This is a genomic window from Caulobacter sp. SRI_014 (assembly GCF_057586315.1).
The window spans coordinates 287,280-304,576 of record NZ_JBYCZQ010000003.1; the positions used below are offsets into that span (position 1 = coordinate 287,280).

At 69.8% G+C, this 17,297-nt stretch carries 21 protein-coding genes; 15 read left to right on the plus strand and 6 right to left on the minus strand.

Features of this window, described 5'->3' with window-relative positions; genetic code table 11:
* Window positions 1-9 precede the first annotated feature (9 nt).
* From AC2YG9_RS09960 to AC2YG9_RS09970, 3 genes are all read right to left on the minus strand, one after another.
* Window positions 10-933 carry a FecR family protein gene (locus AC2YG9_RS09960; protein WP_487297807.1) on the minus strand — a complete coding sequence of 308 codons (924 nt, stop codon included), beginning with the start codon at window positions 931-933 and terminating at the stop codon, window positions 10-12.
* Window positions 934-953: 20 nt separating this feature from the next.
* Window positions 954-2,267 carry a hypothetical protein gene (locus AC2YG9_RS09965; RefSeq protein WP_487297808.1) on the minus strand — a complete coding sequence of 438 codons (1,314 nt, stop codon included), beginning with the start codon at window positions 2,265-2,267 and terminating at the stop codon, window positions 954-956.
* A gap of 125 nt (window positions 2,268-2,392) precedes the next feature.
* Window positions 2,393-3,235, minus strand: coding sequence for a TauD/TfdA dioxygenase family protein (locus AC2YG9_RS09970; RefSeq protein WP_487297809.1), 843 nt, complete (start codon window positions 3,233-3,235; stop codon window positions 2,393-2,395).
* A gap of 117 nt (window positions 3,236-3,352) precedes the next feature.
* Here AC2YG9_RS09970 and AC2YG9_RS09975 point away from each other — a divergent pair, with 117 nt between their 5' ends.
* From AC2YG9_RS09975 to AC2YG9_RS10030, 12 genes are all read left to right on the plus strand, one after another.
* Complete coding sequence (locus AC2YG9_RS09975) at window positions 3,353-3,607, plus strand: hypothetical protein (protein WP_487297810.1); 255 nt, start codon at window positions 3,353-3,355, stop codon at window positions 3,605-3,607.
* A gap of 90 nt (window positions 3,608-3,697) precedes the next feature.
* Window positions 3,698-4,528 (plus strand): urease accessory protein UreD, encoded by an 831-nt coding sequence (locus tag AC2YG9_RS09980; RefSeq protein ID WP_487297811.1) that lies wholly within the window; start codon window positions 3,698-3,700, stop codon window positions 4,526-4,528.
* Complete coding sequence (locus tag AC2YG9_RS09985) at window positions 4,528-4,830, plus strand: urease subunit gamma (RefSeq protein ID WP_487297812.1); 303 nt, start codon at window positions 4,528-4,530, stop codon at window positions 4,828-4,830. The genes AC2YG9_RS09980 and AC2YG9_RS09985 overlap by 1 nt, the downstream gene beginning before the upstream one ends.
* Window positions 4,831-4,839: 9 nt before the next feature.
* The gene (locus tag AC2YG9_RS09990) at window positions 4,840-5,079 is read left to right on the plus strand and encodes a hypothetical protein (RefSeq protein ID WP_487297813.1); all 240 of its coding nucleotides are present in this window, start codon (window positions 4,840-4,842) and stop codon (window positions 5,077-5,079) included.
* Window positions 5,076-5,381 carry an urease subunit beta gene (locus AC2YG9_RS09995; RefSeq protein WP_487297814.1) on the plus strand — a complete coding sequence of 102 codons (306 nt, stop codon included), beginning with the start codon at window positions 5,076-5,078 and terminating at the stop codon, window positions 5,379-5,381. Before AC2YG9_RS09990 ends, AC2YG9_RS09995 begins: the two co-directional genes overlap by 4 nt.
* 2 nt (window positions 5,382-5,383) lie before the next feature.
* Window positions 5,384-7,090, plus strand: a complete 1,707-nt coding sequence (gene ureC / locus AC2YG9_RS10000; protein ID WP_487297815.1) for an urease subunit alpha — start codon at window positions 5,384-5,386, stop codon at window positions 7,088-7,090.
* Window positions 7,090-7,542: an urease accessory protein UreE gene (locus tag AC2YG9_RS10005; protein WP_487297816.1), complete on the plus strand. Its 453-nt coding sequence runs from the start codon at window positions 7,090-7,092 to the stop codon at window positions 7,540-7,542. The genes ureC and AC2YG9_RS10005 overlap by 1 nt, the downstream gene beginning before the upstream one ends.
* Entirely contained in the window at window positions 7,526-8,173 is a 648-nt protein-coding gene (locus AC2YG9_RS10010) for an urease accessory protein UreF (RefSeq protein ID WP_487297817.1), read from the plus strand. Before AC2YG9_RS10005 ends, AC2YG9_RS10010 begins: the two co-directional genes overlap by 17 nt.
* Window positions 8,170-8,799: an urease accessory protein UreG gene (gene ureG, locus AC2YG9_RS10015; RefSeq protein ID WP_487297818.1), complete on the plus strand. Its 630-nt coding sequence runs from the start codon at window positions 8,170-8,172 to the stop codon at window positions 8,797-8,799. Before AC2YG9_RS10010 ends, ureG begins: the two co-directional genes overlap by 4 nt.
* A 57-nt stretch (window positions 8,800-8,856) precedes the next feature.
* On the plus strand, window positions 8,857-9,726 hold the full coding sequence (locus AC2YG9_RS10020; RefSeq protein WP_487297819.1) for a cytochrome c: 870 nt from the start codon (window positions 8,857-8,859) through the stop codon (window positions 9,724-9,726).
* A gap of 53 nt (window positions 9,727-9,779) precedes the next feature.
* Entirely contained in the window at window positions 9,780-10,178 is a 399-nt protein-coding gene (locus AC2YG9_RS10025; protein ID WP_487297820.1) for a hypothetical protein, read from the plus strand.
* Between the two features lie 4 nt (window positions 10,179-10,182).
* Entirely contained in the window at window positions 10,183-10,647 is a 465-nt protein-coding gene (locus AC2YG9_RS10030; RefSeq protein WP_487297821.1) for a hypothetical protein, read from the plus strand.
* Here the strand turns inward: AC2YG9_RS10030 and alc are convergent.
* From alc to puuE, 3 genes are read right to left on the minus strand one after another with little or no spacing between them, the layout of a single operon-like run.
* Window positions 10,613-11,599, minus strand: coding sequence for an allantoicase (gene alc / locus AC2YG9_RS10035; RefSeq protein WP_487297822.1), 987 nt, complete (start codon window positions 11,597-11,599; stop codon window positions 10,613-10,615). The genes AC2YG9_RS10030 and alc overlap by 35 nt on opposite strands.
* Window positions 11,596-12,075 carry a 2-oxo-4-hydroxy-4-carboxy-5-ureidoimidazoline decarboxylase gene (uraD, locus tag AC2YG9_RS10040; RefSeq protein WP_487297823.1) on the minus strand — a complete coding sequence of 160 codons (480 nt, stop codon included), beginning with the start codon at window positions 12,073-12,075 and terminating at the stop codon, window positions 11,596-11,598. The genes alc and uraD overlap by 4 nt, the downstream gene beginning before the upstream one ends.
* On the minus strand, window positions 12,068-12,973 hold the full coding sequence (gene puuE / locus AC2YG9_RS10045; RefSeq protein ID WP_487297824.1) for an allantoinase PuuE: 906 nt from the start codon (window positions 12,971-12,973) through the stop codon (window positions 12,068-12,070). The genes uraD and puuE overlap by 8 nt, the downstream gene beginning before the upstream one ends.
* Before the next feature lie 137 nt (window positions 12,974-13,110).
* Between puuE and uraH the strand changes: the two genes are divergently transcribed.
* The 3 genes from uraH to xdhB are packed head-to-tail and all read left to right on the plus strand — an operon-like array spanning window position 13,111 to window position 17,181.
* Window positions 13,111-13,452, plus strand: coding sequence for a hydroxyisourate hydrolase (gene uraH, locus AC2YG9_RS10050; protein ID WP_487297825.1), 342 nt, complete (start codon window positions 13,111-13,113; stop codon window positions 13,450-13,452).
* The gene (gene xdhA, locus AC2YG9_RS10055; RefSeq protein ID WP_487297826.1) at window positions 13,452-14,867 is read left to right on the plus strand and encodes a xanthine dehydrogenase small subunit; all 1,416 of its coding nucleotides are present in this window, start codon (window positions 13,452-13,454) and stop codon (window positions 14,865-14,867) included. The genes uraH and xdhA overlap by 1 nt, the downstream gene beginning before the upstream one ends.
* Window positions 14,860-17,181, plus strand: a complete 2,322-nt coding sequence (xdhB, locus tag AC2YG9_RS10060) for a xanthine dehydrogenase molybdopterin binding subunit (protein WP_487297827.1) — start codon at window positions 14,860-14,862, stop codon at window positions 17,179-17,181. The genes xdhA and xdhB overlap by 8 nt, the downstream gene beginning before the upstream one ends.
* The last annotated feature ends 116 nt before the right edge of the window (window positions 17,182-17,297 follow it).

Sequence of the window (17,297 nt, forward strand, 5' to 3'; positions counted from 1 at the left end):
CGCCGGCCCTTACGGACTGGGCGAAACCGGCGGAAACAGCGGGAAGTCGCCATCGGCGCCGACGCCGTCACGCACGTCCGGCGTCGGCTCGAAGTTGTCGCCGGCGTCCGGCGGCGGCAGGCCGTCCGGCCCGTCGGCGGCGTCGCCCGAGGCGACATAGGCCGGATCCTGCTCACCGCCCCGGCCCGCGTCATCGGGCGAGCTGGGCGGGGGCAGCAACAGGGCGATGAGCTGGGCCGACACCTCGTCGGTCAGTTCAAACGGGCCGAAGGTCCCCGCATCGGTGACGATCAGCGACAGGCCCGGACGGTCCAGGGTGATGGTTCGCCCGTCCCGCTCGACATCGATGGCCCCGGGGGTGTCGAAGCTGTCGGCCGAGCCGGCCGGGCCGCGCAACACGACCAGCAGCATGGTCTCCGGATCGCCGGAGAACGGCGGCACGCCGGGCTGCTGTTGCAGCAGGGCCAGGGCCTCGGGTCCGACCAGGCCCTCGACGATGGTGCCGCGCACGCCGATGGAGGCGACCGGGGTGGTGATGGCCTGGCGCGAGGGCCCGCGCGAGGTCTTGCCCGAGGCGAAGCGGAAGGCGCCCTTGGCGACGCTGGCGCTGACCCCGCCCGGATTGTTCGGGGCGGGGGCGACGAAGCGGTCGACGGTCATCCGGGCGTTGGACCCGACGGTGAAGGTCGAGCGGTCGCGCAGAAGCACCTGCACCTGGCTGGCCGGACCGGTGACGTACTGGTCGCCCAGCTTGACCGGAGCCCGGACCACGGCGGGCCGCAGAGGCGTGCCGCCGCTGCGTTGCTGCACCTGGTTGCGAACGGCGGCGTTGACCCCGACCTGCTCCTGCGCCCAGGCGGCGGAGGCGATGGCGCCGGCCGACAGCGCCAGCCAGCCGGCGGCGGCGACGGAAAGAATTCTGAGCGTCTTCATGGAGGTGCTCCTCGAAGCCTCTAGTTGCGCGCGCCGAAGCGCCAGATCAGGCGCAGCTCGGCGCCCCAGCCTTCGAAATCGGCCAGCGGGAAGCCGCTCTCGCGGCTGGAATAGTTGAGCGCCCCTTCGAGGGTGATGTCCTCGCGCACATCGCCGGTCGCGCCCTTGCCGGCAAAGGCGCTGAGCGGCGCCCCGACGGCCAGACGGGCGTTGAGGCGGGTGTCCTCGCGCTGCTCGCCGAGCAGGAAGAAGGGGTCGGCCTCCTCATACTCCAGCCAGCGCCCCTGGACGGTGGCCAGAAGGTAGACGCCGCGCTTGAACCGCTGGTCAAGCGCGATGGACGCCCGAGGGCCGGAATAGCCGAAGGGATCATAGGAGGCGGTCTTGGCCTCCCAGCCAAGCGCACCGGTCAGGCTCGTGCGGGCGGCCAGCTTGTGGCTGACGCTGACCTCGAGGCTGTAGCGCTCGCCGTCGCGGTCGCCGCCGATCAGGCCCGAGACCGCGTCGATGGCCGGCTCGTCGAAGTTCTGGTCGACCGCCTCGGCGCGCAGGCCGAGCGTCGTGCGGTTGGTGACCCGCCAGTTGAAGGCGCCGCGCAGGCCAAGCTCGGTCAGCTGCGGATCACCCAGTAGCCGCACCTGCCGCGCCACCAGCCCGATGCGCAGCGAGGTCAGGCGCGAGCGATGACCGATGCCGCCCTCGCCCTCGAACCGCTGAAAGTCGATGGCCGCGCCCGACAGTTCGGACCGGTCGTAGGCCAGGCCGGACCCATAGATTTCCCAGCTCTTGCTGGAGCCCAGGTCGAGGCGGCCGTTTACGGTCAGGGACAGCTCGCTGGAGGTCCCCTGCTCGGCCGGCGGCGCGCCGAAGATGTCGAAGGCGGTGAAGTAGGCGCCGGCCGCGTCATCCTCGTAGACGACGCCGGCGGTCACCCGGCCGGAGATGGCGGAGTCGGCGGTCTTTTCCTTGACCCGGGTGAGGTAGCGGTCGGCTTCGGCCCGTTGCAGCGGCGAAAGGTTGGCCCCCTTCAGCCGGTCCAGCTCGACCTTGGCGCCGTTGTAATCGCCCAGCCGGTACAGCAGCACGGCGTAGAACAGCCGGTCGCCATGGCGGTTCGGCTCGAGGATCAGCACCCGCTCCATAGCCGAGGCTGCCGACGACAGGTTGCCCTGCGCCGCCTCGCTGCGGGCGAAGGCGAGGTTCAGCTCGACATCGTCGGGCGCCGCCAGGACCGCGTCGAAGTCCTGGGCGCCGGCCGTCACAACGACGGCCCCCAGTGCAAGCGGCAGCGCCAGCAGGGCCGGGGCGAAGACTCTTGAAATTCTGTTGCCCAAAACAGCGCCCCCTCGCGCCAAATCACATCGGTATCCCGCCTCGACCTTGGAGTTAGGGCATTGATCGGTCAAGGCAAATGCCCCGAACCACGGTTAATGCAAAAGGGTGGGTCCAGACGCGCCATTCATCCCTGAGGGGGTGTCCCGGCCACGGTGGTGCGATGCATCACCCGCAGATGCCCGTCATAGCCGCCGTCGGCGAAATGCAGGGTGCAGCGGTTGTCCCACAGAGTGAGCATATCGGCCGCCCAATGGTGGCGGTAGACGAACTCATCCCGGGTGATGTGCTCGAACAGGAAGCGCAGGATGGCCATGCCTTCCTCGCGGGTCATGCCCTCGATGCCAACGGTGTAGACCGGGCTGCAGAACAGCGCCTTGCGGCCGCTGACCGGGTGGGTGACGACCAGGGGATGGGCGACGGTCTTTTCCGCCTCCTCGCTGACCACGATCTGCATGGTCCGTTTGGCCGTCTCCTTGGCGAAGACGCCGGAGGGGCCGTAGGCTTGGCGGGCGCTGTGCACAGCCCGCAGGGGCAGGAGCATGGCATGCATGGCCGGCGACAGGGTCTCCCAGGCCCGGTAGCAGTCGGCATAGAGGGTGTCGCCGCCGACCGGCGGCACGACCTGGGCATGCAGGATGGTGCCGGCCGGGGGCGCGGGCTGGAAACTCCAGTCGGAATGCCAGCCGGCCCCGAAGTTGGTCGCCGTCTCGTCCGGCTCGCGGCGCAGCTCCAGGACATTGGGCCGGCCGGGCATCGGCTTGATGAAGGGGTCCTCGCCGAAGGGTCCCAGCTGCAGGGTGAAGGCCTCCAGAGCGTCGAGATCCATCGGCTGGTCGGGGAAATAGATCACCGAATGGTCGGTCCAGGCCCGGTGCACGGCGGCCAGCGCTGCGGAATCCAGGGGCCTGGACAGATCGAAGCCTTCGAGGCGGGCCCCGAAGCCGCCCGCGTGCGGCGTCACCTTCATGACGGTCCTCCCTGACCTTGTTTGCCGCCAGTAGGCGCCCGGCGGCCTTCCCTGACAAGCCGGTCCCCGCTAGGCTCCGCTTCGAGGCCATCAACGAGACCCTTAAGGACCCCGTCCATGACCAAGACCCTTCCGCGCCTCGGCCTGACCGCCGCCGCCGCTGTCCTGCTGCTGGCCACCGGCGCCTGCGACCGCCTCAAGGCGCCGGGCGACAAGGGCGATCCGGCGCCGCCGGCCACCGCCGCCGATACCGCCGCCGCCGAGAAGGCCGTCGCCGAGGCCAAGGCCGACACGGCTGAAACTGCCCCGGCCGACGCCACCGCCGAAGCCGCGCCGGCCGCCCCGGAAGCCGCTCCCGCCGAGAAACAATAGCGGCGCCCAATAATTAGGCGCCGGGCGGTATTCGTCTCCCATGCCGCCGGCCAGGCTTGAGGCTGGCGGTGCGCGCCCGATGCTGGCGGGATGGCGTTCGACGTCCCCGTCACTTCCACGGCCGAGATTGCTCCGGCCCAGCGCGCCTTCGGACGCGGCCGCATCGCCGTGCGCTCCGAGGACGGCGCCACCCGGCTGGATCGTCTCTATCAGGATGGCGCGGCCAAGCTGCGCCTGCCGCGCCAGCGCAAGGCCTCGCTCGAGGCGGTGATGATCAACTCCGCCGGCGGCATGACCGGCGGAGACCGCTTCGGCTGGACAGTCGAGGCCGGCCCCGGCGCCCATGTGGTCGTCACCACCCAGGCCTGTGAGCGCATCTACCGGGCCAGCGCCGATACCGCCCGCGTCGAGGCCCATTTGACCCTGGCGGCCGGGGCGCGGATCGACTGGCTGCCGCAGGAAACCATTCTGTTCGACGGCTCGGCCCTGGCCCGCACGATCACCGCCGACCTCGCCGAAGACGCCAGCCTGCTCCTCTGCGAGGCGGTGATCCTCGGCCGCCACGCTATGGGCGAGACCTTCGCCCGCGGGTCCTTCCACGACCGCTGGCGCATCCGCCGCCAGGGCCGGCTGGTCTTCGCCGACGATCTGAAACTGGACGACGACATTCCCCATCTGATCCACCAGCCGGCGCTGCTGGCCGGCGCCGGCGCCTTCGCCACCCTGCTGCTGGCCGCCCCGGACGCCGAGAGCCACATCGACGCCGTCCGCCACGCTATCGGCGACCACGGCGGCGCCAGCGCCTTTGACGGCAAGCTGGTCGCCCGCTTGACCGCGCCGGACGGCCTGACCCTGCGCCGCGTCCTTATCCCCGCCCTCATCGCGCTCGGCGCAGCCCCGCCCGCCGTCTGGACCCTCTGATGAACCTCACGCCCCGCGAAAAAGACAAGCTGCTGATCGCCATGGCGGCCATGGTCGCCCGCCGGCGGCTGGAGCGCGGGGTCAAGCTGAACCATCCCGAAGCCATCGCCCTGATCAGCGACTTCGTGGTCGAGGGGGCCCGCGACGGCCGGCCCGTGGCCGAGCTGATGGAAGCCGGCGCCCACGTCATCACCCGCGATCAGGTGATGAGCGGCATCGCCGAAATGATCCCCGACATCCAGGTCGAGGCCACCTTTCCCGACGGCACCAAGCTGGTGACCGTCCACCACCCCATTCGCTGAGAGGCTCCGATGACCCGCATGCTGCCCACCCTGCTGTTCCTCGCCGCCGCCTCCCCCGCCGTCGCGCATGAGGGCCATGGCGAGCCCGGCCTGCTGCACGGCTTCAGCGGCGAACACGGCCTGGCCCTGCTGGCCGCCATTCTGGTCATGGCGGTGACCATCTGGCTGCGCGCGCCCCTGGCCCGCATGGGCGCCAGGGTCCGGGCGCCGCTGGCCCGGTTGATCGCCCGCTACCGGAGCCGCCCGTGATCCCGGGCGAAATCATCACCGCCCCCGGCGACATCGAGCTCAACGCCGGCGCGCCGCGTATCACGCTGGAAGTGGCCAACACCGGTGACCGGCCGGTGCAGGTCGGCAGCCACTACCATTTCTTCGAGACCAACCCGGCCCTCAGCTTCGACCGCGAGGCCACCCGCGGCTGGCGCCTCGACATCGCCGCCGGCGCCGCCGTGCGCTTCGAGCCGGGACAGACCCGCGAAGTCACCCTCGTGCCGATCCTCGGCGCCCGACGCGTCTACGGCTTTCGACAGTCGGTCATGGGAGACCTCTGACCATGGCCCGCATCGGCCGCCCGCTCTACGCCGACCTCTATGGCCCGACCACCGGCGACCGGGTGCGGCTGGCCGACACCGAACTGTTCGTCGAGGTCGAACGCGACTTCACCACCTATGGCGAGGAGGTCACCTTCGGCGGCGGCAAGGTGATCCGCGACGGCATGGGCCAGGGCCAGCAGAGCCGGGCGCAAGGGGCCGCCGACACCGTCATCACCAACGTCCTGATCATCGACCACTGGGGCATCGTCAAAGCCGATGTGGCCCTGAAGGACGGCCTGATCCACGCCATCGGCAAGGCCGGCAATCCCGACACCCAGCCGGGCGTGACCATAATCGTCGGCCCGGGCACCGAGATCATCGCCGGCGAGCGCAAGATCCTCACCGCCGGCGCCATGGACGCCCATATCCACTACATCTGCCCGCAACAGGTCGAGGACGCCTTGATGAGCGGGGTGACCTGCATGCTGGGCGGCGGCACCGGCCCGGCCACCGGCACCAAGGCGACCACCGCCACACCCGGCCCCTGGCATCTGCAGCGGATGATCGAGGCGGCCGACGGCCTGCCGATGAACCTGGCCTTCAGCGGCAAGGGCAACGCCAGCCTGCCCGGCGGGCTGGAGGAACAGATCCTGGCCGGCGCCTGCGCGCTCAAACTGCATGAGGACTGGGGCACCACGCCCGCCGCCATCGACAACTGCCTGAGTGTCGCCGACGCCTACGAGGTCCAGGTGATGATCCACACCGACACCCTCAACGAGAGCGGCTTCGTCGAGGACACGGTGGCGGCCATCAAGGGCCGCACCATCCACGCCTTCCACACCGAAGGGGCCGGGGGCGGGCATGCGCCGGACATCATCAAGGTCTGCGGCCTGCCCAACATCATCCCCAGCTCGACCAACCCGACCCGTCCGTACACAGTCAACACCCTGGCCGAGCACCTCGACATGCTGATGGTCTGCCACCACCTGGACCCGTCGATCCCCGAGGACATCGCCTTTGCGGAGAGCCGCATCCGGCGCGAGACCATCGCCGCCGAGGACATCCTGCACGATCTCGGCGCCTTCTCGATCATCTCCAGCGACAGCCAGGCCATGGGCCGGGTCGGCGAGGTCCTGATCCGCACCTGGCAGACCGCCGACAAGATGAAGCGCCAACGCGGCGCCCTGCCCGGCGACGGCGGCGCCGACAACGCCCGGGTCAAACGCTACATCGCCAAATACACGATCAACCCGGCCATCGCCCAAGGAGTCAGCCGCCACATCGGCAGCGTCGAGGTCGGCAAGCGGGCCGACCTTGTCCTCTGGGATCCGGCCTTCTTCGCGGTGAAGCCGGACCTGGTGCTGCTCGGCGGCTCCATCGTCGCCGCCCCGATGGGCGATCCGAACGCCTCGATCCCGACGCCGCAGCCGGTCCACTACCGGCCGATGTTCGGGGCGCTGGGCAAGGCGCTGACGCGGTCGTCCGTGGTCTTCACCTCGAAGGCGGCCATCGACGGCGGCCTGCGCGGCCGCATCGAAACCGACAAGCAGATGCTGGCTGTCGAGAACGTCCGCGGCGGCCTCTCCAAGGCCAGCATGATCCACAACGACGCCCTGCCGCACATCGAGGTCGATCCGGAAACCTACGAGGTCCGGGCCGACGGCGTGCTGCTCACCTGTGAACCGGCCACGGTGCTGCCGATGGCCCAACGGTACTTTCTGTTTTGATGATGCTGAAGATCACCGCCATCCTGCCGCCCGGGGCCTGGGCCGCCGCCGACCACGTCACCCTCGACCAGGACGGCCGCCATCGCCGCCGCCTGGTCCTGACTAGCGACCATCTGAAGCTTGAGGCCCTGCTCGACGAGCCGGCCGCCGTGCAGCTGAAGCACGGCGACGGCCTGAAACTGGACGACGGCCGCATCCTCGAGGTGCTGGCCGCGCCGGAAGACCTGCTGGAGGTCACCGCCCACAGCCCCGACCACCTGCTGCAACTGGCCTGGCACCTCGGCAACCGCCATCTGGCCACCCAGATCGACGGTGCGCGCCTGCTGATCCGCTACGACCACGTCATCGCCCATATGCTGGAGCACCTGGGGGCGCATGTGCACCGGGTCACCGAGCGCTTCGACCCCGAAGGCGGCGCGTACGGCGGAGCCCACCATGCCCACGAGCACTGAGCCGCTGCTCAAGCTCCTGACCTGGCTCTCCCCCGCCTTCCCGGTGGGGTCCTTCAGCTATTCCCACGGCCTGGAAACCGCCATCGCCGACGGAACGGTCGACGACCGCGCCAGCCTCCACGCCTGGATCGCCGCCCTGGTCGCCCACGGCTCCGGCTGGACGGACGCCGTCCTCTTCGCCGAAGCCCACGCCGCCGCCGACGATCCCGTCCGCCTCGCCGAGGCCGCCGAACTGGCCGAGGCCATGGCCCCGGCCGCCGAACGCCGCCGCGAGACGCTCAGCCAGGGCGCCGCCTTCGCCGCCGCCGTCAGCGCCTGGGCCCCCGCCGCGCCGGCCCCCTACTGCATCGCCGTCGGCAAGGCCGCCGCCGCCCACGCCGTGCCGCTGGAGCCGGCCCTCACCGCCTGGCTCCACGCCTTCGCCAGCAACCTGGTCAGCATCGCCCTGCGCGCCGTGCCGCTCGGCCAGACCGACGGGGTCGCGGTTCTCGCCGCCCTGGAACCGCTGATCCTGACCACCGCCGCCCGCGCCGCCGCCTCGTCCCTGGACGACCTCGGCGCCTGCGCCTTGATGAGCGACATCGCCGCCATGCGCCACGAAACCCTCACCGTCAGGCTGTTCATCTCATGAGTCAGAACGGACCCCTGCGCGTCGGGATCGGCGGCCCGGTCGGATCGGGCAAGACCACCCTGACCGAGAAGCTGTGCAAGGCCATGCGCGACCGCTGGTCGGTCGCGGTGATCACCAACGACATCTACACCCGCGAGGACGCCCTGATCCTCAACCGGCTGCAGGCCCTGCCGGAAGACCGCATCATGGGCGTGGAAACCGGCGGCTGTCCGCACACGGCGATCCGCGAGGACGCCTCGATCAATCTGCGGGCCATCGAGGAAATGAACGCCCGCCACCCCGACCTAGAGGTCATCTTCATCGAGAGCGGCGGCGACAACCTGGCCGCCACCTTCAGCCCTGATCTGGCCGACCTGACCCTCTATGTCGTCAGCGTCTGCCAGGGCGAGAAAATCCCCCGCAAGGGCGGCCCGGCCATCACCCGCAGCGACCTGCTGATCATCAACAAGACCGACCTGGCGCCCCACGTCGGCGCCGACCTCTCGGTGATGGAAAGCGACGCCAGGGTTCAGCGCGGAACCCGCCCCACAGTGATGAGCGACCTGACCCGGCTGAAGGGCGTCGACGAGATCATCGGCTTCATCGAACGGGCCGGCGGTCTGGTCAGCCGAGCCGTCAGCGCCTGAGAGAACGATGGTTGCGCAACCGGCGAGGGAGGATCACCCTCTGCCCCGGAGGGTCCCATGCGCTTCGTACTCTGGATCGTCGCGGCCCTGGTGGCCGCCGCGGTCGGCTTCACCGGCTGGGTCTGGTTCGCCAGCGAGGCGCACCTCAGGTCCTTCGCCGACCCGCCGCGCTTTGCCACCCCCATCCCGACCGACGCCGCCAGCCTGGCGCGGGGTCGAAACCTGGTCCTGACGCGGGGCTGCGCCGGCTGTCACGGCGCCCAGCTGCAGGGCGAGGAATTCGGCAAGGGTTCGCTGATGAACCACACCGTCGCCCCCAACCTCGCCCGACTGGCGCGAGAGGAGAGCCCGGCGGTGTTCGAACGCGCTCTGCGCCATGGCATCGGCCGTGACGGGCGCGCCCTCTATTCGATGCCCTCGTTCAACTTCGTCCGCCTGACCGACGACGACGTCGCCGCCCTGATCGGCTATCTGCGCAGCGCCCCGGTCGTGGAGGCCAAGCTGCCCGGAGCCTTCCTCGACTGGAAGGTCCGCTACGCCCTGGCCACCGGGGCAGACGCCGCCATCCCCGCCTTCGTCCCAAAGACGCCGCCGCTCAGCTTCCAGTCCGACGCCGATCCAGCCGTGCGCCGCGGCGAATACCTGGCCATGACCAGCTGCAACGAATGCCACGGGTTCGGCCTGCGCGGGGACAACCCCTTCGATCCGCCCGGCAAGGCGCCCCCGGACCTGATCATGGTCGCGGCCTACGACAAGGCCGACTTCGTCACCCTGATGCGCACCGGCAAGGCGACCGGCAACCGCGAGCTGCGGCTGATGAGCGATGTGGCGCGCGGGCGGTTCAGCCACTTCACCGACCAGGAGATCGACGATCTCTACGCCTTCTTCGGCGCCCTGAACGAGAAGGCCAGCGCCCCGAAGCGTTGACGTCGCCGGGGTCCGGGGCGCAGGTTTCGGCCTGGACCCCAGGGGACTGATCGATGCGCGCTCTGTTTCCGCTTCTGTTGCTGGCTCTTGCCGCACCCGCCGCCCACGCCGCTCCGGCTGCCCCGGAAATCTGGGCCTGCTACGATGTCGCCGTGCTCGGCACGTTGCGCGTCGGCGAGGAAAGCCTGGAGGTGTCGGTGACCAAGAGCTACGCCGGGGGCCGGCTTCCGGACCGGATCGCGGTCTATAGCGATCCCGAGGGGCCCGCTCCGAGCCTGACCTACCATCGCAACGCCGTCTTCTTCCTGTCGCGCTCGGAGACCGGCGGCTTCGGGGTGCTCAGCACCGCCGGCCGGCTGCGGCTCGATGGTCGGGGCCTGGTGACGTCGGCGCGGGTCGATGAACTGGCCCGCGAGCGGGGACTGGAGCGCTGCCCGGCCGCCTCGGCCTGAACCCGTGCGCGCCCTCGCCGCCCTGTTGCCTTTGCTGCTGCTGGCGCCGGCCGGCGCGGCCGTCGCTGACGCCTATGAGGAGCCGGCCTGCTACGACATCGCCATCGTCGGCACGGTCGAGCGTTCGGAGTTCTGGACCCTGGTGAACGACTGGGACAGCGCCTTCCGCTGGTATGTCCGGGTCGAGAAGGTGCTGGAGGGGCGCGACGTTCCGCGCCGCATCCGGGTGACCCGCATCGCCCACGCCGACTACGCCCGATATCCGCTGAAGAACTGGCTGATCCTCGCGGCCAAGGACGACGGAGGCTACTTCATCCGGGGCCGGGCCGGCCCGGTCATGCTCGACGCCAGCGGCGCCGCGCCGAAGGCCGCCGTAGCCCGGATGGCGCAAGAGGCCGGCGTCGCCCGGTGCAAGGGGAACGGCGACGGGACCCCTACGCCAGACGACCCCTCAGGCGAAGACGGCTGACGCCGCCGTCGGGATAGATGTTCAGCCGCACGAACTTCACCGGCCCGATGTCGGCCAGCTGCTCGCGGAACACATGGATGTGGTCCATCGACAGCTTCACTTCCGGCAGCAACACCGGCCAATCGGCCGCTGTCTCGGCGATCTCCTCCGGCGTCCCAAGGGCCTCCAGCGCCGCCTGGATCGAGCAGCGGTCGGGGTAGTTGCCCTTGAAGTGGGCGGTGTCGACGATGACCTCCTCGATCACCCCGGCGTGGCCCAGTTCCAGCACCGCCCAGTCGTGGCCGGGCTCGCGGCGGCGGCGGGTTTCCCAGCCATCGCCCATATCCTTGCCCCGGCCGGGCGCGGTCAGGTTCTCGACACGGCCGAAGTGCTCGTCGTTGGCGATCAGGCCGCGGCCGCCGTTCTCCATGGCCAAAAGGTCGAGCACCGTGTCAGCCGACACCTTCGACCAGTCCTTGTGGATCGTCCCGAAGATGCGGAACCGGGCCACCCCGCCGTCCGGGAAGATGTTCAGCTTCACATGGGTCCAGACGCCGTCATGCACGGCGTTGACGAAGCGGCGGTCGTTGCCGTTCAGGTCGATGCGCGGGACCAGCAACGTCCAGTCCGCGTCTTCGCCTGGGACCGGCGCGTCCGACACGCAGGCCTCGACCGAGGCGCCGGGAGGGTAGTTGCCGGTGAAGTTGCGGGTGTCGATCTCAAAGCCGGCGATCTGGCCCGGCGCGCCGAGTTTGACGATGGCCCAGTCGTGGCCAGGCACGCGCTTGCGGCGGCTTTCCCAGCCGTCCATCCACTTGCCGTTATCGTCGTACTTGCCGGGGATGAAGACCGGCTCGGAAGGGTCGATCATCCGGCTCTTGTCGGCGAAGAAGTCGTCGGTCGCATAGACCACGGCGCCGCCGAGGCGCGGCTGGGCCAGGTCGATCAGGCCGGCATAGGGGTGTGTGCTCACGGAAGGTCCCTGAAGAGGTCGTCCAGCCGGAACCGGGCGATGCGGTGGATCTGGGCCATAGCCTGCGCGAACTCCGTGTCCGGATCGTTGGCCAGACGGGCCTCGAAGGCGGCCAGGATTTCGGCCCGGGTCATGCCCTTCACCGCGACGATGAAGGGAAAGCCGAAGCGGTCGTTGTAGGCGGCGTTGAGTCGCTGGAAGGCTTCGAACTCCTCGGGGCTGCACTGGTCAAGCCCGGCCCCCGACTGCTCCTTGACCGAGGCGTCGGCCATCCTGGCCCGGCTGGCCAGCTGTGGGTGGGCGCGGATCAGCGCCAGCTTCTTCTCATACGGGGCCGTATCGACCACTTCGGCCATGGCCCTGGCCATCGCTTCGGCCGTGGTCAGCTCGGCGGCATGGGCCAGCACCCCGTCGGCGACCCAGGGGCTGTCCTCGTAGACGGCGCCGAAGCGGGTGGTGAAGTCGACCTCAGGCATGGGGATGGTGTTCGCGCCAGTGGCGGGCGATCTCGATGCGGCGGGCGAACCAGACGTCCTTGTGGCCCAGCGCATGCTTGAGGAATTTCTCGAGGCCCAGCAGCTTGCCCGGCCGCCCGGCCAGGCGGCAGTGCAGGCCGATGGACATCATCTTGGGGCTTTCCTCACCTTCGGCGTAGAGCACGTCGAAGGCGTCCCGCAGATAGCTGAAGAACTGATCGCCCGTGTTCAGCCCGGTCCCCGAAAAGCGCATGTCATTGGCTTCCAGGGTGTAGGGCACGATCAGGTGCGGCCGCCCCGAGACCGTCGTCCAGAACGGCAGGTCGTCGGAATAGTCGTCGGCGTCGTAGAGGAAGCCGCCCTCCTCCGCCGCGATCCGCCGCGAGTTGGGACTGGTGCGCCCTGTGTACCAGCCCAGCGGCCGCTCGCCGGTCAGCCGTTTGTGAATCTCGATGGCCTTGGCCATGTGCTCGCGCTCGATGGCCTCGGGGATGTCCTGGTAGTTGATCCAGCGCCAGCCATGACTGGCGATCTCGTGGCCGGCCTGCAGGAAGGCCTCGACCACGGCCGGGTTGCGCTCCATGGCCATCGCGACGCCGAAGACCGTCAGCGGAATATTGTACCGCTCGAACAGCCTCAGCAGCCGCCAGACCCCGGCCCGTGAGCCGTACTCATAGATCGACTGCATGCTCATATGCTCGGCCGCCTCGACCGGGCCGGGGAAGATCATGTCCGACAGGAAGGTCTCGGCGCCGGCGTCACCGTGCAGGATGCAGCGCTCGCCGCCCTCCTCGTAGTTCAGCACGATCTGGACCGCGATCCGGGCGCCGCCGGGCCACTGGGCATGCGGGGGATTTCGGCCGTAGCCGACGAGGTTTCTGGTGTAGCCGTCGCTCATGGGACGACCATACGGAGCGTCAGCGGCGCCCAACGTCAAGGCTTGGCGTTACGTCGCGGCGGACAATGGTTGCATTCGGCGCCCAGACAGAGAAATCTGGGCTGCTCCGCCGCGTTCCGGCGGCGATTGGAGCGCCAATGACCGGTCTGACGACCCACGTCCTCGACACCACCCACGGCCGCACGGCCGCTGGCCTGACCCTGCGCCTGATCCGGGACGGCCAGGTTCTGACCGAGACGGTGACCAACGCCGACGGCCGCTGTGACGCCCCCCTCCTGACCGCCGAGACCGTGCAGATCGGCGCCTACCGCCTCGAGTTCGAGGTCGGCGCCTATTTCAGAAGCCTCGGCGTCGATCTGCCCGACCCCGCCTTCCTCGAAACCGTGGTCATCGACTTCGGGATCGCCGATGTCGCCGCCCATTACCATGTGCCGCTGCTGGTCTCCCCCTTCGGCTATTCGACCTACCGGGGCAGCTGATGCGCGAGGTGGTCCGCTTCATCCTCGACGGCAAGGCGGTCGAGCTTCAGGACATTGATCCGACCACGACGGTGCTGAACCTGCTGCGCTACGACCTGCGCCGGACGGGGACCAAGGAGGGCTGCGCCGAGGGCGACTGCGGGGCCTGCACCGTGGCGCTGGGCGAGCTCGACGGCGACCAGGTCAAATGGCGGGCGGTCAACGCCTGCATCCTCTTCGCCCCCATGCTGGACGGCAAGGCGTTGAAGACCGTCGAAAGCCTCGGCGGCCAGCATCCGGTCCAGACCGCCATGGTCGAGCACCACGCCAGCCAGTGCGGCTTCTGCACCCCCGGCTTCGTCATGAGCCTGTGGGCCCGGGGCCGCCAGGACGATCCGCCGCCGGTGGGCGACAGCCTGGCCGGCAACCTCTGCCGCTGCACCGGCTACGGCCCCATCGTCGCCGCCGCCAACGCGGCAAGCGCACCGGCGGAAGACGAAACCGTGCTGGTCGCCGCCCTCAAGGACCTGGCCGCCAGCGCCCCGCTCAACCTTCGCCACGGCCAGCTGCATTGGCTCGCGCCGCGCACGGTCCAGGAGGTCGCCGAATACCTGAGCCTCGGCGGCGAGGACGGCGCCATCACCCTGCTCGCCGGCGCCACCGACGTCGGCCTTTGGGTGACCAAGCAGCATCGGACCCTGCCGACCATCCTCTGGCTGGGGGCCGTACCCGAGCTTCAGAAGATCGAGGAAACCGAGGCCGGCCTGACCCTTGGTTCAGCGGTCCGCTACAGCGACGCACAGGCGGCGCTGGCCCGGCTGCACCCGGACCTTGGCGAACTGCTGCGGCGCCTGGGCTCGGTCCAGGTCCGCAACAGCGGCACGGTCGGGGGCAACATCGGCAACGGCTCGCCCATCGGCGACATGCCCCCGGCCCTGATCGCGCTCGGCGCCAGCATCACCCTGCGGTCGGTCAGCGGGACCCGGACCCTGCCGCTGGAAGACTACTTCATCGCCTACGGCAAACAGGACCGCCGACCGGATGAGTTCATCGAAACCATCACCGTGCCGCGGCCGGCGCCGGGCCGCACCGTCGGCCTCTACAAGCTGTCCAAACGCTTCGACCAGGACATCTCCGCCGTTTGCGGGGCCTTCTCAATGGGGATCGAAAGCGGGACCGTCACCGACGCCCGCATCGCCTTCGGCGGCATGGCCGCCACCCCCAGGCGCGCGGCCGCCTGCGAGGCCGCCCTCACAGGCGCTCCGTGGACGGAGCAAACCATTGAGGCCGCCGCCGCCGCCCTCGCCGAAGACTTCCAGCCCATCGACGACATGCGGGCCAGCGCCGCCTACCGCCTGACCGCCGGCCAAAACCTTCTGCGCAAGCTGTTCGCGGGCAGCGGCAGTGTCCTTGCCCTGGAGCCGGTCGATGCCTGACGCCGGAACTCCAATCGCGGGTATGGTCCACCGCCCGATCAAGCACGACAGCGCCGAGAAGCACGTCGCCGGGACCGCCACCTACATCGACGACCTGCCCGAGCCGTCGAACCTGTTGCACGTCTTCATGGCCATGAGCCCCCGGGCCCATGCCCGCCTCGTCTCCATGGACCTCAACGCCGTCCGCGCCGCGCCCGGCGTCGTCGATGTCGTCTGCGCCGCCGACATCCCCGGCAAGAATGACGTCAGCCCGGTGGTCGGCGACGACCCCCTGTTCGCCGAGGACCTGGTCCAGTACGTCGGCCAGTCCCTGTTCGCCGTCGCCGCCGAGACCCTGCCCCAGGCCCGCGCCGCCGCCGCCCTGGCCGACCTCGTCTTCGAAGACCTGCCGCCGCTGCTCGACATCGCCGCCGCCCGCGCCGCCGCCTCGGTCATCGAAGCCGCGCAAGCGATGCGCCTCGGCGACGCCCCCGCCGCCATCGCCGCCGCACCGCATCGCCTGTCTGGCCACCTGGCCATTGGCGGCCAGGACCACTTCTACCTCGAGGGCCAGATCAGCCTCGCGACCCCTGGCGAGGACGGCGACGTCCACGTCTGGTGCTCGACCCAGCACCCGACCGAGGTGCAGCACAACATCGCCAAGGTGCTCGGCGTGCCCGACCACAGCGTCACCGTCAGTGTGCGGCGCATGGGCGGCGGCTTCGGCGGCAAGGAGAGCCAGCCGGCTCTGTTCGCGGCCGCCGCCGCGCTGATCGCCACCCGAACCGGGCGGCCGGCGAAGGTCCGCCTCGACCGCGACGACGACATGGTGATGACCGGCAAGCGCCATGACTTCGAGACCGGCTGGGAGGTCGGCTTCGACGATGCGGGCCGCCTCACCGGCTACAGCGTCGAGCACGCCAGCCGCTGCGGCTACAGCGCCGATCTTTCCATGGCCATCAACGACCGGGCCATGTTCCACAGCGACAATGCCTATGCGCTGCAGGCGGCGCAGATCGTCTCACATCGCTTCAAGACCCACACCGTGTCGAACACCGCCTTCCGGGGGTTCGGCGGCCCGCAGGGCATGGTCGGCATCGAGCGGGCGATGGACGCCATCGCGCTTGAGCTCGGCAAGGACCCGCTCGATGTCCGCAAGGCCAACCTCTACGGCGTGGCGGGCGACCAGACACCCTACGGCCAAACCGTCGACCACAGCCCGGCGCTGGCCCTGATCGAACGCCTCGAGCAGACCAGCGACTACCGCAAACGCCGCGCCGCCGTCGCCGCCTGGAACGCCGCCAATCCGACCCTCAAGCGGGGCCTGGCCCTGACCCCGGTCAAGTTCGGCATCAGCTTCACCGCCACCCACCTCAACCAGGCCGGCGCCCTGATCCACGTCTATACCGACGGCTCGGTGATGCTGAACCACGGCGGCACGGAGATGGGCCAGGGGCTCTACCAGAAGGTCGCGCAGGTCGTGGCCAGCGCTTTCGGCCTGCCGCTGGAGCGGGTGAAGATCACTGCCACCGCCACCGACAAGGTGCCCAACACCAGCGCCACCGCCGCCAGTTCGGGCAGCGACCTCAACGGCATGGCGGCGCTGGACGCCGCCAACCAGATCAAGGGCCGGCTGGCCGACTTCATGGGCAAGGAATTCGGCGTCGACCCGGCCGCCGTCCGCTTCGAGAACGGCAACGTCCACGCCGGCGACGAGGTGCTGAGCTTCACCGAACTGGCCCGCCGCGCCTGGTTCAACCGCATCAGCCTGTCGGCCGCCGGCTTCTACAGGACCCCGAAGATCCACTACGACCGCGCCACCCACCAGGGCCGGCCCTTCTTCTACTACGCCTGGGGCGCGGCCTGTTCCGAGGTCGCCATCGACACCCTGACCGGCGAGAACCGTTGCCTTCGCGCCGACATCCTCCACGACTGCGGCGCCTCGCTGAACCCGGCCATCGACATCGGCCAGATCGAGGGCGGTTTCGTCCAGGGCATGGGTTGGCTGACAACCGAGGAACTGGTCTGGGACGCCAAGGGGGTGCTGAAGACCCACGCCCCCTCGACCTACAAGATCCCGGCCTGTTCAGACCGCCCGCCGGTGCTCAACATCGACCTCTGGGACCAGCCCAACCCCGAGAACACCATCCACCGCTCCAAGGCCGTCGGCGAGCCGCCCCTGATGCTGGCCATCAGCGTGTTCAGCGCCCTGACCGACGCCGTCGCCGCGGTGGGCGACCACCGGGTGATGCCGGGCCTCGATGCCCCGGCCACGCCCGAACGCATCATGATGGCAGTCGAGGACGTTCGGCGGCGGGCGGGTAGCGACTCATGAAGCGCCTCCCCCTCTCCGTCATCCCGGAAGGCCGCGGAGCGGACTATCCGGGACCCAGGGGGTGCGTGAACTCGCTACCGAACGCAGCGTTGCGGCCGGTGCGCCGCACCCCCTGG

Coding starts and splice junctions, on each gene's coding strand:
- AC2YG9_RS10025 (WP_487297820.1), top strand. CDS start 9,780: ATGCGCGCTCTGTTTCCGCTTCTGTTGCTGGCTCTTGCCGCACCCGCC.
- AC2YG9_RS09990 (WP_487297813.1), top strand. CDS start 4,840: ATGACCCGCATGCTGCCCACCCTGCTGTTCCTCGCCGCCGCCTCCCCC.
- ureC (WP_487297815.1), top strand. CDS start 5,384: ATGGCCCGCATCGGCCGCCCGCTCTACGCCGACCTCTATGGCCCGACC.
- AC2YG9_RS09970 (WP_487297809.1), bottom strand. CDS start 3,235: ATGAAGGTGACGCCGCACGCGGGCGGCTTCGGGGCCCGCCTCGAAGGC.
- AC2YG9_RS09980 (WP_487297811.1), top strand. CDS start 3,698: ATGGCGTTCGACGTCCCCGTCACTTCCACGGCCGAGATTGCTCCGGCC.
- puuE (WP_487297824.1), bottom strand. CDS start 12,973: ATGAGCGACGGCTACACCAGAAACCTCGTCGGCTACGGCCGAAATCCC.
- AC2YG9_RS10010 (WP_487297817.1), top strand. CDS start 7,526: ATGCCCACGAGCACTGAGCCGCTGCTCAAGCTCCTGACCTGGCTCTCC.
- xdhB (WP_487297827.1), top strand. CDS start 14,860: ATGCCTGACGCCGGAACTCCAATCGCGGGTATGGTCCACCGCCCGATC.
- AC2YG9_RS09985 (WP_487297812.1), top strand. CDS start 4,528: ATGAACCTCACGCCCCGCGAAAAAGACAAGCTGCTGATCGCCATGGCG.
- AC2YG9_RS10005 (WP_487297816.1), top strand. CDS start 7,090: ATGATGCTGAAGATCACCGCCATCCTGCCGCCCGGGGCCTGGGCCGCC.
- AC2YG9_RS09960 (WP_487297807.1), bottom strand. CDS start 933: ATGAAGACGCTCAGAATTCTTTCCGTCGCCGCCGCCGGCTGGCTGGCG.
- ureG (WP_487297818.1), top strand. CDS start 8,170: ATGAGTCAGAACGGACCCCTGCGCGTCGGGATCGGCGGCCCGGTCGGA.
- uraH (WP_487297825.1), top strand. CDS start 13,111: ATGACCGGTCTGACGACCCACGTCCTCGACACCACCCACGGCCGCACG.
- AC2YG9_RS09975 (WP_487297810.1), top strand. CDS start 3,353: ATGACCAAGACCCTTCCGCGCCTCGGCCTGACCGCCGCCGCCGCTGTC.
- uraD (WP_487297823.1), bottom strand. CDS start 12,075: ATGCCTGAGGTCGACTTCACCACCCGCTTCGGCGCCGTCTACGAGGAC.
- AC2YG9_RS10020 (WP_487297819.1), top strand. CDS start 8,857: ATGCGCTTCGTACTCTGGATCGTCGCGGCCCTGGTGGCCGCCGCGGTC.
- xdhA (WP_487297826.1), top strand. CDS start 13,452: ATGCGCGAGGTGGTCCGCTTCATCCTCGACGGCAAGGCGGTCGAGCTT.